Source organism: Streptomyces sp. NPDC005303, assembly GCF_040607335.1.
In the GTDB taxonomy this organism is placed as follows: domain Bacteria; phylum Actinomycetota; class Actinomycetes; order Streptomycetales; family Streptomycetaceae; genus Streptomyces.
Map to the genome: position 1 here is coordinate 66,888 of NZ_JBEXGM010000012.1, position 14,122 is coordinate 81,009.

The window sequence follows — 14,122 nt, forward strand, 5'->3', positions numbered from 1 at the left end:
CCGAAGATCGAGTTCGGGCCGTTAACCCACGCGTGGTCGGGCAGACTCGAAGGAAGCCCGAAGCAAACCTCCCGGAAAGAGGGTGGATCGCGTGGACCGCTGCATCGTCCTGGTGGACGCCGGGTATCTGCTGGGGGCCGCCGCCAGTCTCCTTGCCGGGGAGCCCTCCCGTTCCCGTATCACCGTCGACCACGCCGCCCTCGTCCAGGGGCTGCGCGACCGGGCCGAGTCCGACACGGAACGGCCCCTGCTGCGTATCTACTGGTTCGACGGCGCCCCCGACCGTGTCCCGCAGCCCGAGCACCGCAGACTTCGGGTGATGCCCCGGGTCACCGTCCGGCTCGGCGCCCTGACCCGCAGCGACGGGCGCTGGGCCCAGAAGGGCGTGGACGCCGCCATGCACGCCGAGCTCACCGAGCTGGCCCGCAACCGCGCCTGCTCCGACATCGTCCTCGTCACCGGCGACGGGGATCTGCTGCCGGGCATGATGGCGGCCAAGGAGCACGGGGTCGCCGTACACCTGTGGGCCGTGCAGGCCGCCGACGGGGACTACAACCAGTCGGAGGACCTGGTCGCCGAGGCGGACGAGCGGCGGGTGCTCGACCGTGTGTGGATCACCAAGGCCGTACGCGCGAAGGAGGTCGGCGGGATCTGCGCGCCGCCGCCCGTGCCGCGGCCCGAGATCGCCGCGATCCTTTCGGCGCCGCTGCCCGAGTCCTCGCTCTCACAGGCCCCCGAGCGGACCTCCGAGGACAGCGAGCACGCCCCGGCGGCCGCCTCCGAGAACGGCACGCAGGAGCGGGTGCCGGCGCCGAAGGGGGTGCCGACGCCCAAGGACCTCGCCGCGCTGCGGGCGCCCGGTGCCCAGCCCGCCCAGCACCCCGCGAGCGCGACCCTGCGCTGGTCCTCCGACAAGGGCTGGGTCGACCGGCCCGGCGGGGCCGCCGAGCCGCCCGAGGTCGCCTCCATGCCGACGCTCGCGCAGCTGACCACGGCGGAGCAGCGGTGGGCCGACCGTGAGGAGGACATCACCACGGTCGGCGGCGACCCGTTCGAGGTGGGGCAGGTCTTCGCGCGCCGGTGGATGGAGCGGCTCGGGGACCAGGCGCATCTGCAGCGGCTGTCCGGGATGTACCCGCGGGTGCCGCACCGGATCGACGGGGAGCTGCTCAGATACGCGGCCCGGTTCGGGCTGCTCGCGCACAAGGACGACCAGATCGACGAGCACGACCGCTATGCGATCCGCGCCGGGTTCTGGCGGGAGATCGATGTGCGGACGGCTGCGGAGCACGCCCCCGCCGGGGAGTGAAGGGCACATATCGCGCCCCAAGGACGAGCAAAGCTCCCCGACCCCGTAGTCTCGTCCTTTGTGAGTACGCGCGCTGCACCGGCACTTCGACACAGTGGGGACGTCGTGTGTGCGGTGCGCGGACTGACCAAGACCTATCCCGCGGTGCGCGGGCGGCGCGGGACGCCGGCGACGCCCGAGGTGCGGGCCACCGACGACGTACGGCTGGACATCCGCCGGGGTGAGATCTTCGGGCTGCTCGGGCCGAACGGCGCCGGGAAGACCACGCTCGTACGGCAGCTCACCGGACTGATGCGGCCCGACCACGGCAGCGTCGAGATCCTCGGGCACGACATCGTGCGCCACCCGGACCGGGCCTCGCGGATCCTCGCCTACCTCGGTCAGGAGTCCACCGCCCTGGACGAACTCACCGTCTCCCTGGCCGCCGAGACCACCGGTCGGCTGCGCGGCCTGGAGGCCAGGAAGGCACGGGCGGAGCGGGACGCCGTACTCGACGAGCTGGGGCTCACGCCGATCGCCGGACGGCCGCTGAAGAAGCTGTCCGGCGGGCAGCGGCGCCTGGCGTGCTTCGCGTCGGCGCTCGTCGGGGAGCGGCCGCTGCTCGTGCTCGACGAGCCGACCACCGCGATGGACCCCGTGGCACGGCGCGCGGTGTGGTCCGCCGTGGACCGGCGGCGGGCCGAGCGGGGGACCACCGTCCTTCTCGTCACCCACAACGTCATCGAGGCGGAGACGGTCCTGGACCGCGTCGCCGTCCTCGACCAGGGCCGTGTGATCGCCTGCGACACGCCTTCCGGGCTCAAGGAACAGGTCGCCGGAGAGGTCCGCGTCGACCTCGTGTGGCGCGAGGCGGCCCCGCTGCACGTCCCCGAGGTCGCCGCGCTCCAGGACCGGGCCGTGGCCGCCGGGCGCCGCTGGACGCTGCGGCTCGCTCCGGAGGAGGCCCGCGCGGTCGTCGCCACCGTCACCGGCGGGGCCGCTTTCGCCGCGCTGGACGACTTCACGCTCGCCACGCCCAGCCTGGAGGACGTCTACCTCGCGCTGGGCGGGGCCGCGCAGCAGGGACTGGTGAAGGCTTGAGCACGTTGAGTACGCGGACGGCCGTGTCCGTACGTCACAGGGCGACCGCCGGAGCGAAGAGGAGCAGAGCCACATGAGTGTCGTACCCGCCGGGGTTCTGCCGGGCGGTGCCCTGGCCGCCGAGGAGACGGACCGGGACGCGGCCGCGGAGCTCGGGCCGCGCGCGCGGCTGTGGCCGTCGCTGGCGGCCGTGTACCGGGCCCAGCTGTCCCGCGCGCGGGTCGCGCGCATCCCGCTGCTGTTCGTGGCGACCTTCCAGTCGATCGGGATCATGATCCTGATGCGGGGGGTCGTGGACGGCGGGGGCGAGGCCCGGTCCGTGGTCGCCGGGGCGTCCGTGCTGGTCGTGGCCTTCGTCGCGCTCAATCTGCTCGCCCAGTACTTCGGGCAGCTGCGGGCGAGCGGCGGGCTCGACCACTACGCCACCCTGCCGGTGCCGCCCGCCGCCGTGGTGCTCGGCGCCGCGGGCGCGTACGCCTCGTTCACCGTGCCGGGAACCGTCGTGACCGCGGTCTTCGGGTGTGTGCTGTTCGGGCTGCCGCTGGCGCACCTGTGGGTCCTGCTGGCGGTGATTCCGCTGGCGGGCGCCGCTCTGGCGGGCCTCGGCGCCGCCCTCGGGCTGCTCGCGCCCCGGCCTGAACTGGCCACCCTGCTCGGTCAGCTCGGGATGTCCGCCGCACTGCTGCTCGGGGTGCTGCCCGCCGACCGGATGCCCGAGGCGGTGCGGTTCGCCCGGGATCTGCTGCCGTCGACCTACGGCGTCGAAGCGTTCGCCCGGACCTTCGGGCCGCATCCCGACTGGGCCTTCGTACTCGGCGACCTCGCCGTGTGCGGGTGCGTGGGCGTGGTCTCGCTGGCCGTCGCCACCTGGGCCTATCGTCGGGCGGCCGTCCGGTGACGCGCCGCACAGGCGGGCCTGGCACGATGTCAGGGTGACCGCTCCGTTGACGCCTCCTCCGCCGCCGCACGAACCGTCCCCGCACGAACCGTCCCCGCACGATGCGTGGCAGGCCCCTGAAGCCGGGTACGCGGCCCCTGCCCAAGCCCCGTACGGGCAGGGCGGGCCCGGGATGAAGACCGAACTGATCGAAGGCGCAGTGATCATGGTCGCCGTGGCGCTCGGCGGAGTGCTGCTCGGGGTGCTGTGGTGGTGGCTGGCGCCGCATGTGCCGCTGGTCGGGGATGTGGACTCGCAGGGGAACTGGGTCGTCTATCTCAAGGACACCGAGGGGGAGCAGGCGGTGGGAGTGGACGGGACGCTCACTCTGCTGGCTCTGGCCTTCGGTTTCGTGAGCGCGCTCGTCGTGTTCCTGTGGCGGCGGCGGGGTGGGGTGCCGCTGGTCGTGGGGCTGGCCGTCGGGGGACTGCTGGGGTCCTTGCTCGCGTGGCGGGTGGGGACATGGCTCGGGCCCACGTCAGATGTGCTCGCCCACGCCAAGGCCGTGGGCAAGGGAGTCACCTTCTCCGCCCCGCTGAAGCTGGGGGCGAAGGGCGCGTTGCTCGCCTGGTCGTTGGCCGGGCTTGTCGTGCATCTGGGGCTCACGGCGTTGTTCGGGCCTCGGGATCCTGAGCCGGTGTACGGGCAGGCGGTGCCGAAGGACGGGTACGGGGCACCTGCGCAGTAGGGCTCCGACAGGGACCTCGTACCCCGGACACCTCGACGGACTTCAGTCACGTGGGCCGCGGGTGCCCCGCTACGCCGGGCGCCTGCCATGGTTGGAGCGGCCCTTCTTCATGCGCCACTTGCGCTTGCGTGTTTTCTTCGACATGCCCCTTCTGCTTAGTCCAGGAAGGGGCCCGCGTCGAGGGGTCACGCGCGGGCGATGGGCGCGAGGACCGCGTTCGTGAGATCGGCCAGGTCCTTCGGCGCGAGTTCCACCTCCAGGCCCCGGCGGCCGGCCGAGACGCAGATCGTGTCGTGGGTGGAGGCGGAGGCGTCGAGGACCGTGGGGAGTTTCTTGCGCTGGCCCAGGGGGGAGATGCCGCCCCGGACATAGCCCGTGGTGCGTTCCGCCAGGGTCGGGTCCGCCATGGCCGCGCGTTTGCCGCCCGCTGCCGTCGCCAGGGCCTTCAGGTCCAGGGAGCCCGCCACCGGGACCACCGCCACGGTGAGGGTGCCGTCCACGTCCGCCACCAAGGTCTTGAAGACGCGGTCCGGGGAGACCCCCATCGCCTCGGCCGCCTCCTCGCCGTAGGAGGGGTGGGAGGGGTCGTGGTCGTAGGCGTGCACCGTGAAGGGCACGCCCGCCGACGTCAGAGCCACCGTCGCCGGGGTGCCCCCCGGCTGTTGCTTCTTCGACTTCTTCGCCATCTGACGGGTTCCGGCCTCAGTTCAGACTCGTCGGGCCGAGCGTCAGGTCCGACGCCGGCAACGACGGAAGATTACGGATGATCGCCGTCTCCGCGCGCAGGAGTTTCAGTTCGTCGCGGAGACGGGACGCGGTGTCGGGGGCCTGGAGCAGGCGCTGCTTGGTGGGGGTGTCCAGCACCATCGCGGCCGCCACCAGGTACGAGACCACCGACGGTTCGTCGGGGAGGTCCGCACCCGACGACAGGGATCGCTCCCTGGCTCCCGCCAGGCGCTTCTGATACTGGCGGAAGGCCCGCAGGACACCTTCTGCCAGCGGCCCGGACTCGTCGCCCGCCTCCTCCGGCAGTTCCTCCAGCTCGGCCGTCAGATACGGGCCCGAGGCGTCGACGGACAGGAGCCGGACCCGGGTCGTCCCCGTCGCCAGCACCTCGAACGTGCCGTCCGCCCGCTCCCGTACCGTCGCCGCGTCCGCCACACAGCCGACCGCGTGGAACGCCTTGACCGGGTCGTCACCGAAGCCGGCCGCGGGGCCGCCGTCGGGCACGGCCGTGCGGTCCGGCAGGCCGGTGGCGCTGGGTGCCACCTCGTGGCCGTCGCGGATCGCCACGACGGCGAACCGGCGCGGTTCCTCCTCGGGGGTCTTCAGCAGTTCGCGCATCATGGCGCGATAGCGCTCCTCGAAGACGTTGAGAGGAAGCACGAGCCCCGGGAACAGCACGGAGTTCAGGGGGAAGAGCGGGAGCCGCACGGTGGTCACGGCGCCAAAGCCTAATGGCCCCAGGAGCGGACACGTCCCCCGTGCCCACTTCGTGGATGGATCAAGGCGTGCCGCCGGACCTCCTCACGGACCTCGAGGAAGCGGCCCAGCGGGTCCTCCGACTCCCGGCTCCACGGGAACGAGGTCGCGTACGGGCCGAGCATGCGCAGCTGCTCCAGGGCGTCCGGCCAGCGGCCGAGGCGCACCAGGACGTACACCAGCTTGTTGCGGATCTCGGCCGGCCAGGGGTCGGCCGGCGCGAACGTGGCGGACAGCTCGATGGCCCGGTCGGCCGCCGCGTCCAGCCGCTCACGAGGCACCACGTCGGAGCCGGCCTCGGTCAGACACGCGAGGGCCGCCCGCGCGGGCAGCGCCTGGATGAGAGAGCCGGGCGGGGCGTCCTGCGCGGCCCGGTCGGCGAAGTCGAAGCACTCGCGGTACGAGCCACGCCAGGAGGCCGCCAGATAGCGCAGGGCGGCGACATGGCAGCCGTAGTGCAGCGGGGCGCGCCGGAGGGCCGCCTCCCACAGCTCACCGAAGTAGGTGTGCCCGGCCTGCGAGCCGCGTGCGTGGTCCAGTGCGATCCGCCACGGCACCGGGTCGCGGTCCTCGCCGCGCGCCGCGGCCGTGATCAGCGGGCTCACCTCGCGCAGCAGCTCCGCCCGGGCCGGTGAGTCCCACACCCGGTCCACGGCGAGCTGGGCGCCGAGCAGCAGCTGGTCCGGCTCGTGGGGAGCCTCGGCGCGCCAGGTGTCGTACCACTCGGGGCGCGAGCGGGCGAAGGCGGAGAGCCGCCGTACGTACCGGTCGCGCAGCTCCCAGGCGGCGTCCTCGCGGGTCGCGCGGAGCAGCTCGGCCGCGCGCCCGTACGTGCCCTGTCCGGCGGCGACCAGCGCGGGCCCGAGCCGGTCGTCGGGCGCGTCGAGCAGTACCTCGTCGTCGGCGGGCAGACCGCCGGTGAGGTACGGGGGCACCCGTGACGCGCGGATGAAGGGGGGCAGCAGAGCCATGGTGTCGACCATTGAAAGTCGGCAGGCCGAGGCTGCGCCAGTGCGAACGTGCAATTCGTGGAAAGTTGTACGCCGCAGGGTCAAGGGACGTTAAAAAGGTGAACGTTGAACAACACTCTGACCAGCGGTCTCACCAGTCCCTCCCGGTGTCCTGCCGATTTCTTCACACCGCTCGTCAGTTCCGCCGCAGCAGTCGCGTGGCCCCCGCCGCCACCGCCGTCGCCAGGACCCAGCCGAGGAGGATCATCGCCGTGGCCAGCCACTGCCAGCCGCCGCGCAGCTGCCAGAAACCGACCTGCCCCAGGTCGATCACCGGGAGCAGCAGGTCGAGGGCGAAGAGGGCGGGACTCCAGACCGGATGGTCGCCGCCCTTGAGCGGCGGATGGCTCGCGTGTGCGAACGCCAGGGAGCCCGCCGCCCACAGCACCGCCATCCATACCGCGGCCCGGCCGGGCCGGTACCCGTAGGCGACCGTCCAGTCCTGTACGTATCCCCACAGCTTGGCGGCCGGCGGCAGGCTCTCGCGGCGCCGGCGCTGCTTGGCGAGCAGCACCTCTCGCGCGTCCTCGTCCTCGCCGCCGGCCCGCAGCACGGCGGCGAGCCGCTCGTACGGCTCCGGGTTGTACTCGGCGGTCGCGGCCGCCACCCACTCCAGCCGCTCGGCCAGGGGGAAGGGGCCGTGCGGCACGAGGTTCTCGTAGGCGAAGCCGCCCATGTGCAGATTGCCGGGCCCCGGCCAGGCGCTCGCCCGGTCCACGAGGTTGCCGACCCGCGCGCCCGACAGCACCACCTTGCCGCGCTGCGGCTTCTCGCCGAGGAAGCGCAGCTCGGGCGCCTGGATGCGGCGCAGCGACAGCTCCTGCTCGTCGGTGAAGACGAAGCGGGCCCGCTCCAGGTCCACGGCGTCCCCGAACCGCCCGTCGTCCAGCCGTACACCGCCCTGGCACTCGAAGCGCTGGATGCGCGTCCCGCGCGCGGGAGTCGCCCCGCTCAGCATGGCGGCGCCGACGCCCGCCGGCGTCAGGTACAGCGTGCGCTCGACGGTCAGCTGGGGGGCGTTCAGCGCGAGCCGGGTGTACGGGTTGTTCAGCCGGGCGCCGCGCAGGCTCAGCGACACGCCGATCGTCGCGCTGCGCAGGCTCAGCTCGCCGTGCGACTCGAGGAGTTCGACCTGGAGGTCCTGGCCCACGGTCATGCCGTCGGCGGCGATCGAGCGGCCGCTGCGGTCGCGGTAGACGATGGCCTGGTTCATCAGCAGGTCCGTGCCGATGTGCGCGTCGGTCAGCCGTACCCCGTTGTGGAAGCGGCAGCGCGGCAGATGCAGATCGCCCTCCGTGTGCACCCGAGCGGCCTCCAGGCGCGGCACCGAGCAGTCCACGAACCGCGCGGTGGTGAAGTGGGCCTCCGGCAGCAGGATCTCCCGCTCGAAACGGCAGCCCTTCATCTCCAGGTACGGCTCCACCGTGCCGCCCGCGAGGTCCAGGGTGCCGCTGATCTGCACGCCGGTGAGCTTCAGGGACGACACCCGGCCCGCGAGCGCGGGCGGACCGTCCAGGAGCAGCCAGCACACGATCCGCGCGCGTACCGTCCGGTCGGGGCCCCAGGGGTGCCCGCCGTGCGGATCGTCGACGACGGTGTCGCCGCTGCTCAGGTCGTACACGGTGCCGTTGCGGAAGGCCTGCCACATGCCGGCCTCGGCGGCGGTCAGATCGTCCGGCAGGTCTCCGTCGCGGATGCCGGCCCCCTCGGTCACGTCTCTTCCATCCCCCTCATCTACTCGCGGGTTTCGTACAACCGTTCATGCCCGCTGAGTGACGTACGGAACACTAGACGTGAAGGCGATCTTCCGGGTTCCGCCGGGGGTGCGTATCAGCCACTGGAATGCGCGGACGGGCCGTGACGGCGGTCTGAGAGAATTGACCACGTGATCTCCCGAATCGATCTGCGCGGCGACGCCCTCCCCGAGGGCCCGGCCCTGCGCGACCTGCTGCCCCGAGCCGACTTCGACGTCTCGGCCGCCCTGGAGAAGGTGCGTCCGATCTGCGAGGCCGTGCATCATCGGGGTGACGCGGCGCTGATCGACTTCGCCGAGAAGTTCGACGGGGTGCGGCTGGAGCGGGTGCGGGTGCCCGCGGAGGCTCTCACGCGCGCGTTGGAGGAGCTCGACCCGGCCGTGCGGGCGGCCCTTGAGGAGTCCATCCGCCGCGCCCGGCTCGTCCACCGCGAACAGCGCCGTACGAACCACACGACCCAGGTCGTGCCCGGCGGCAGCGTGACCGAGAAGTGGGTACCGGTCGACCGGGTCGGGCTGTACGCGCCCGGCGGCCGGTCGGTCTACCCGTCCTCCGTGATCATGAACGTGGTGCCCGCGCAGGAGGCGGGAGTCGAGTCCGTCGCGCTCGCCTCGCCCGCCCAGGCCGAGTTCGGCGGCCTCCCGCATCCGACGATCCTCGCCGCGTGCGCGCTGCTCGGCGTCGACGAGGTCTACGCCGCCGGTGGCGCGACCGCCGTCGCGATGTTCGCGTACGGCACCGAGTCCTGCCCGCCGGCCAACATGGTCACCGGCCCCGGCAACATCTGGGTCGCCGCCGCCAAGCGCTACTTCACCGGCAGGATCGGCATCGACGCCGAGGCGGGCCCGACCGAGATCGCCGTCCTGGCGGACTCCTCCGCCGACCCGGTGCACGTGGCGTCGGACCTGATCAGCCAGGCCGAGCACGACCCGCTGGCCGCGGCCGTCCTGGTCACCGACTCCGTCGAACTCGCGGACGCCGTCGAGAAGGAGCTGGAGCCGCAGGTCGCGGCCACCAGGCACATCGATGACCGGATCGTGCCCGCCCTGAAGGGCAGGCAGTCCGCGATCGTCCTCGTCGACGGCATCGAGGAGGGCCTCAGGGTCGTCGACGCGTACGGCGCCGAGCACCTGGAGATCCAGACGGCCGACGCCGCCGCGGTGGCCGACCGGGTGCGCAACGCCGGTGCGATCTTCGTCGGCCCCTGGGCCCCCGTGTCCCTCGGTGACTACGCCGCGGGGTCCAACCACGTGCTGCCGACCGGCGGCTGCGCCTGCCACTCCTCGGGCCTGTCCGTCCAGTCCTTCCTGCGTGGCATCCACATCGTCGACTACACGAAGGACGCGCTCGCGGACGTGGCGCACCACGTGGTGACCCTGGCGGAGGCGGAGGACCTGCCGGCCCACGGGGCGGCGATCAAGGCACGGTTCGACTGGAAGGTTCCCGAGAGCAAGTGACCGGCATCGACGATCTTCCCGTACGGGACGAGCTGCGCGGCAAGTCCCCCTACGGCGCGCCCCAGTTGGACGTCCCCGTACGGCTGAACACCAACGAGAACCCCTACCCGCTGCCCGAGCCGCTGGTCGAGCGCATCGCCGAGCGCGTCCGCGAGGCCGCCCGCGACCTCAACCGCTACCCGGACCGGAACGCGGTCGAGCTGCGCACCCAGCTCGCCAAGTACCTCACCGACACCTCTGGGCACGAGGTCGGCCTCGCCAACGTCTGGGCGGCCAACGGCTCCAACGAGGTCATCCAGCAGCTGCTGCAGACCTTCGGCGGACCGGGCCGCACGGCGATCGGCTTCGAGCCGTCGTACTCGATGCACGCGCTCATCGCGCGCGGCACCGGCACCGGCTGGATCTCGGGCCCCAGAAACGACGACTTCACCATCGACGTCGAGGTGGCCGCGCAGGCGATCGCCTCGCGGAAGCCGGACGTCGTCTTCATCACCACCCCCAACAACCCCACCGGCAACGCCGTCCCGCCCGAGACGGTCCTCGCGCTGTACGAGGCCGCGCAGGCGGCGAAGCCCTCCATGGTCGTGGTCGACGAGGCGTACATCGAGTTCAGCCACGGCGACTCGCTGCTGCCGCTCATCGAGGGACGCCCGAACCTCGTCGTCTCGCGGACGATGTCGAAGGCGTTCGGTGCGGCCGGCCTGCGCCTCGGCTACCTCGCCGCGCACCCGGCGGTCGTGGACGCCGTCCAGCTCGTACGGCTGCCCTACCACCTGTCGGCCGTCACCCAGGCCACCGCGCTGGCCGCCCTGGAGCACACCGGCACGCTGCTCAAGTACGTCGAGCAGCTCAAGGCCGAGCGGGACCGGCTGGTGAGCGAGCTGCGCGCGATCGGCTTCGAGGTCGTGGAGTCGGACGCGAACTTCGTGCAGTTCGGCGTCTTCGAGGACTCCCACACGGCCTGGCAGAAGATCCTCGACCAGGGTGTCCTGGTCCGGGACAACGGCATCCCGGGGTGGCTTCGGGTCAGCGCCGGAACCCCGCAGGAGAACGACGCGTTCCTCGACGCGGTACGTGAACTGAAGAAGGAGCAGAGCACATGACTCGCGAGGTCCGCATTGGAAGAGTCGAGCGGGTCACCAAGGAGACCTCGGTGCTCGTCGAGATCGATCTCGACGGGACCGGCAAGGTCGAGGTGTCGACGGGCGTCGGCTTCTACGACCACATGCTCGACCAGCTCGGCCGGCACGGTCTGTTCGACCTGACCGTGAAGACCGAGGGCGATCTGCACATCGACGCGCACCACACCATCGAGGACACCGCCCTCGCGCTCGGCGCCGCCTTCAAGCAGGCGCTCGGCGACAAGGTGGGGATCTATCGATTCGGGAACTGCACGGTTCCCCTGGACGAGTCGCTCGCCCAGGTCACCGTCGACCTCTCCGGCCGCCCCTACCTCGTGCACACCGAGCCCGAGAACATGGCGCCGATGATCGGCGAGTACGACACCACGATGACCCGCCACATCCTGGAGTCCTTCGTGGCCCAGGCGCAGATCGCCCTGCACGTGCACGTGCCCTACGGGCGCAACGCCCACCACATCGTGGAATGCCAGTTCAAGGCGCTGGCCCGGGCCCTGCGCTACGCCTCCGAGCGCGACCCGCGCGCGGCGGGCATCCTCCCCTCCACGAAGGGCGCGCTGTGACCGGCCTCTCGACCCTCCTGATCGTCGTCGGCCTCTTCCTGGCCGGCGGCATCTACTCCTTCGTCAAGCAGCAGATGCCCAAGGGTCTGATCGTGCTGCTCTCCATCGCCGCCGGGATGTGTCTCGTCGCCGGTGTCATGAGGCTGGAGGTGTGGAATTGAGCGGCTCCAGGCGAGTAGTCGTCTTCGACTACGGCTTCGGCAACGTGAGGTCCGCCGAGCGCGCTCTCGCGCGCGCGGGCGCCGATGTCGAGATCACGCGTGACTACGACAAGGCCATGAACGCCGACGGCCTGCTGGTGCCGGGCGTCGGCGCCTTCGCCGCCTGCATGAAGGGCCTGCACGAGGCTCGCGGCGACTGGATCATCGACCGCCGGCTGTCCGGCGGGCGCCCGGTCATGGGCATCTGCGTGGGCATGCAGATCCTCTTCGCGCGCGGCATCGAGCACGGCGTGGAGACCGAGGGCCTCGACGAATGGCCCGGCTCGGTCGAGCCGCTGAAGGCCGACATCGTGCCCCACATGGGCTGGAACACCGTCGACGCCCCTGCCGGCTCCCAGCTCTTCGCCGGCCTGGACGCCGACGCCCGCTTCTACTTCGTGCACTCCTACGCCGTCCACGACTGGTCGCTGGAGACGCACAACACGGCGATGACCGCGCCCAAGGTCACCTGGTCGACCCACGGCGAGCCCTTCGTGGCCGCCGTGGAGAACGGTGCCCTGTGGGCCACCCAGTTCCACCCCGAGAAGTCCGGCGACGCCGGTGCGCAGCTGCTGAACAACTGGATCGGAACCCTCTGATGCCCTCGAACCCCTCACGGCTCGAACTCCTGCCCGCCGTCGACGTCCGCGACGGCCAGGCGGTCCGGCTCGTGCACGGCGAGTCCGGCACGGAGACCTCGTACGGCTCCCCCCTGGAAGCCGCCCTGTCCTGGCAGCGGGCGGGCGCCGAGTGGCTGCACCTGGTCGACCTGGACGCGGCGTTCGGCACCGGCGACAACCGCGAGCTGGTCCGCCAGGTCACCGAGGCGATGGACATCAAGGTGGAGCTGTCCGGCGGCATCCGCGACGACGCCTCGCTGGCCGCCGCGCTCGCCACCGGCTGCACCCGGGTGAATCTCGGCACCGCCGCCCTGGAGAGCCCGGAGTGGGTCGCCAAGGTCATCGCCGAGCACGGCGACAAGATCGCGGTGGGCCTGGACGTGCGCGGTACGACCCTGAAGGGCCGCGGCTGGACCAGCGAGGGCGGCGACCTCTACGAGGCGCTGGAGCGGCTCGACAAGGAGGGCTGCGCCCGATACGTCGTCACCGACATCGCCAAGGACGGCACGCTCCAGGGCCCCAACCTGGAGCTGCTGAAGAACGTCTGCGCGGCGACCGACCGCCCGGTGGTGGCCTCGGGCGGCGTGTCCTCCCTCGACGACCTGCGGGCCATCGCCGAGCTGGTGCCCCTCGGTGTCGAGGGCTCCATCGTCGGGAAGGCGCTGTACGCGAAGGCGTTCACCCTGGAAGAGGCCTTGGAGGCGGTGGCTCAGTGAGCGATCTGCGACGCGTCACGACCGGTGCGCCCTGGGAGGACACCTTCGGGTACTCCCGCGCGGTGGAACTCCCGAACGGCCTGGTGCTGGTCTCCGGCTGCACCTCGGTGGTGGACGGCGAGATCGTCGCGGGCGATCCGTACGAGCAGACGGTCAACTCCTTCAACGTCGCCCTCGCGGCGCTGAAGGAGTTGGGGCTCGGCCGGGACGACGTGGTGCGCACGCGCCTGTACATCACCCACGCCCGGGACGTCGAGGAGGTCGGACGCGCTCACAAGGAGCTGTTCGACACCGTCCGGCCCGCCGCGTCCATGATCATCGTCTCCGGCTTCGTGGACCCCAGCCTGGTCGTCGAGGTCGAGGTGGAGGCGTTCCGAGGAGCCCCCGCATGACCCTCGCCGTACGAGTCATCCCCTGCCTGGACGTCGACAACGGCCGGGTCGTCAAGGGCGTCAACTTCCAGAACCTGCGCGACGCGGGCGACCCCGTCGAGATGGCCAAGGTGTACGACGCCGAGGGCGCCGACGAGCTGACGTTCCTGGACATCACCGCGTCCTCCGGCAACCGCGAGACGACCTACGACGTGGTGCGCCGCACCGCCGAGCAGGTCTTCATCCCGCTCACGGTCGGCGGCGGGGTCCGCACGGCCGAGGACGTGGACAAGCTGCTGCGGGCCGGCGCGGACAAGGTGGGCGTGAACACCGCGGCCATCGCCCGCCCCGACCTGATCCGCGAGATCGCCGAGCGGTTCGGCCGGCAGGTGCTGGTGCTGTCGGTGGACGCGCGCCGCACTTCTGAAGGCTCCTTCGAGGTGACCACGCACGGCGGCCGCAAGGGCACCGGCATCGACGCCGTCGAGTGGGCGCACCGGGCCGCCGAGCTGGGCGCCGGTGAGATCCTGCTCAACTCGATGGACGCGGACGGCACCAAGGACGGCTACGACCTGGAGATGATCGAGGCCGTCCGTAAACACGTGACCGTCCCGCTGATCGCCTCCGGCGGCGCGGGCAGGCTGGAGCACTTCCCCCCGGCCATCGGCGCGGGCGCGGACGCGGTACTGGCGGCCTCGGTGTTCCACTTCGGCGATCTGCGCATCGGCGAGGTGAAGCAGACGCTGCGAGGGGCGGGGCACCCGGTGCGGTAGCCGGCGACCGAGCCCCCGTCACC

16 protein-coding genes are annotated in these 14,122 nt (G+C 71.9%); 12 read left to right on the forward strand and 4 right to left on the reverse strand.

The window, feature by feature from the left end; genetic code table 11:
- Positions 1-91: 91 nt before the first annotated feature.
- The 4 genes from ABZT93_RS19140 (at position 92) to ABZT93_RS19155 (ending at position 4,014) form a co-directional block, all read left to right on the forward strand.
- Positions 92-1,309, forward strand: a complete 1,218-nt coding sequence (locus ABZT93_RS19140; protein ID WP_356105869.1) for an NYN domain-containing protein — start codon at positions 92-94, stop codon at positions 1,307-1,309.
- A 105-nt stretch (positions 1,310-1,414) separates the two neighbouring features.
- Positions 1,415-2,389, forward strand: coding sequence for an ABC transporter ATP-binding protein (locus ABZT93_RS19145; protein WP_356105870.1), 975 nt, complete (start codon positions 1,415-1,417; stop codon positions 2,387-2,389).
- Positions 2,390-2,462: 73 nt separating this feature from the next.
- Positions 2,463-3,287 (forward strand): ABC transporter permease, encoded by an 825-nt coding sequence (locus ABZT93_RS19150; protein WP_356105872.1) that lies wholly within the window; start codon positions 2,463-2,465, stop codon positions 3,285-3,287.
- Between the two features lie 34 nt (positions 3,288-3,321).
- Positions 3,322-4,014, forward strand: coding sequence for an AAA family ATPase (locus tag ABZT93_RS19155; RefSeq protein ID WP_356105874.1), 693 nt, complete (start codon positions 3,322-3,324; stop codon positions 4,012-4,014).
- Positions 4,015-4,199: 185 nt separating this feature from the next.
- Here ABZT93_RS19155 and ybaK read toward each other — a convergent pair whose 3' ends face one another.
- The 4 genes from ybaK to ABZT93_RS19175 form a co-directional block, all read right to left on the reverse strand.
- Positions 4,200-4,700 (reverse strand): Cys-tRNA(Pro) deacylase, encoded by a 501-nt coding sequence (ybaK, locus tag ABZT93_RS19160; protein WP_356105876.1) that lies wholly within the window; start codon positions 4,698-4,700, stop codon positions 4,200-4,202.
- Between the two features lie 16 nt (positions 4,701-4,716).
- Positions 4,717-5,457 carry an LON peptidase substrate-binding domain-containing protein gene (locus tag ABZT93_RS19165; protein ID WP_356105878.1) on the reverse strand — a complete coding sequence of 247 codons (741 nt, stop codon included), beginning with the start codon at positions 5,455-5,457 and terminating at the stop codon, positions 4,717-4,719.
- Between the two features lie 11 nt (positions 5,458-5,468).
- Positions 5,469-6,479 carry a hypothetical protein gene (locus tag ABZT93_RS19170; RefSeq protein ID WP_356105880.1) on the reverse strand — a complete coding sequence of 337 codons (1,011 nt, stop codon included), beginning with the start codon at positions 6,477-6,479 and terminating at the stop codon, positions 5,469-5,471.
- A 163-nt stretch (positions 6,480-6,642) separates the two neighbouring features.
- Positions 6,643-8,220, reverse strand: a complete 1,578-nt coding sequence (locus tag ABZT93_RS19175) for an oxidoreductase (RefSeq protein WP_356105882.1) — start codon at positions 8,218-8,220, stop codon at positions 6,643-6,645.
- Positions 8,221-8,391: 171 nt separating this feature from the next.
- On the opposite strand from ABZT93_RS19175, the gene hisD reads away from it, so the two are divergent.
- The 8 genes from hisD to hisF are packed head-to-tail and all read left to right on the forward strand — an operon-like array spanning position 8,392 to position 14,099.
- The gene (hisD, locus tag ABZT93_RS19180) at positions 8,392-9,717 is read left to right on the forward strand and encodes a histidinol dehydrogenase (RefSeq protein WP_356105884.1); all 1,326 of its coding nucleotides are present in this window, start codon (positions 8,392-8,394) and stop codon (positions 9,715-9,717) included.
- Complete coding sequence (locus ABZT93_RS19185) at positions 9,714-10,820, forward strand: histidinol-phosphate transaminase (RefSeq protein ID WP_356105886.1); 1,107 nt, start codon at positions 9,714-9,716, stop codon at positions 10,818-10,820. The genes hisD and ABZT93_RS19185 overlap by 4 nt, the downstream gene beginning before the upstream one ends.
- Positions 10,817-11,419 carry an imidazoleglycerol-phosphate dehydratase HisB gene (hisB, locus tag ABZT93_RS19190; protein ID WP_356105887.1) on the forward strand — a complete coding sequence of 201 codons (603 nt, stop codon included), beginning with the start codon at positions 10,817-10,819 and terminating at the stop codon, positions 11,417-11,419. The genes ABZT93_RS19185 and hisB overlap by 4 nt, the downstream gene beginning before the upstream one ends.
- Positions 11,416-11,580, forward strand: a complete 165-nt coding sequence (locus tag ABZT93_RS19195; RefSeq protein ID WP_007381382.1) for a hypothetical protein — start codon at positions 11,416-11,418, stop codon at positions 11,578-11,580. Before hisB ends, ABZT93_RS19195 begins: the two co-directional genes overlap by 4 nt.
- The gene (gene hisH, locus ABZT93_RS19200; RefSeq protein WP_356105889.1) at positions 11,577-12,218 is read left to right on the forward strand and encodes an imidazole glycerol phosphate synthase subunit HisH; all 642 of its coding nucleotides are present in this window, start codon (positions 11,577-11,579) and stop codon (positions 12,216-12,218) included. Before ABZT93_RS19195 ends, hisH begins: the two co-directional genes overlap by 4 nt.
- Positions 12,218-12,955 carry a bifunctional 1-(5-phosphoribosyl)-5-((5-phosphoribosylamino)methylideneamino)imidazole-4-carboxamide isomerase/phosphoribosylanthranilate isomerase PriA gene (gene priA, locus ABZT93_RS19205; protein ID WP_356105891.1) on the forward strand — a complete coding sequence of 246 codons (738 nt, stop codon included), beginning with the start codon at positions 12,218-12,220 and terminating at the stop codon, positions 12,953-12,955. Before hisH ends, priA begins: the two co-directional genes overlap by 1 nt.
- Positions 12,952-13,347 carry a RidA family protein gene (locus tag ABZT93_RS19210; protein WP_356105893.1) on the forward strand — a complete coding sequence of 132 codons (396 nt, stop codon included), beginning with the start codon at positions 12,952-12,954 and terminating at the stop codon, positions 13,345-13,347. The genes priA and ABZT93_RS19210 overlap by 4 nt, the downstream gene beginning before the upstream one ends.
- Positions 13,344-14,099: an imidazole glycerol phosphate synthase subunit HisF gene (gene hisF / locus ABZT93_RS19215; RefSeq protein WP_356105895.1), complete on the forward strand. Its 756-nt coding sequence runs from the start codon at positions 13,344-13,346 to the stop codon at positions 14,097-14,099. Before ABZT93_RS19210 ends, hisF begins: the two co-directional genes overlap by 4 nt.
- Positions 14,100-14,122: the final 23 nt, after the last annotated feature.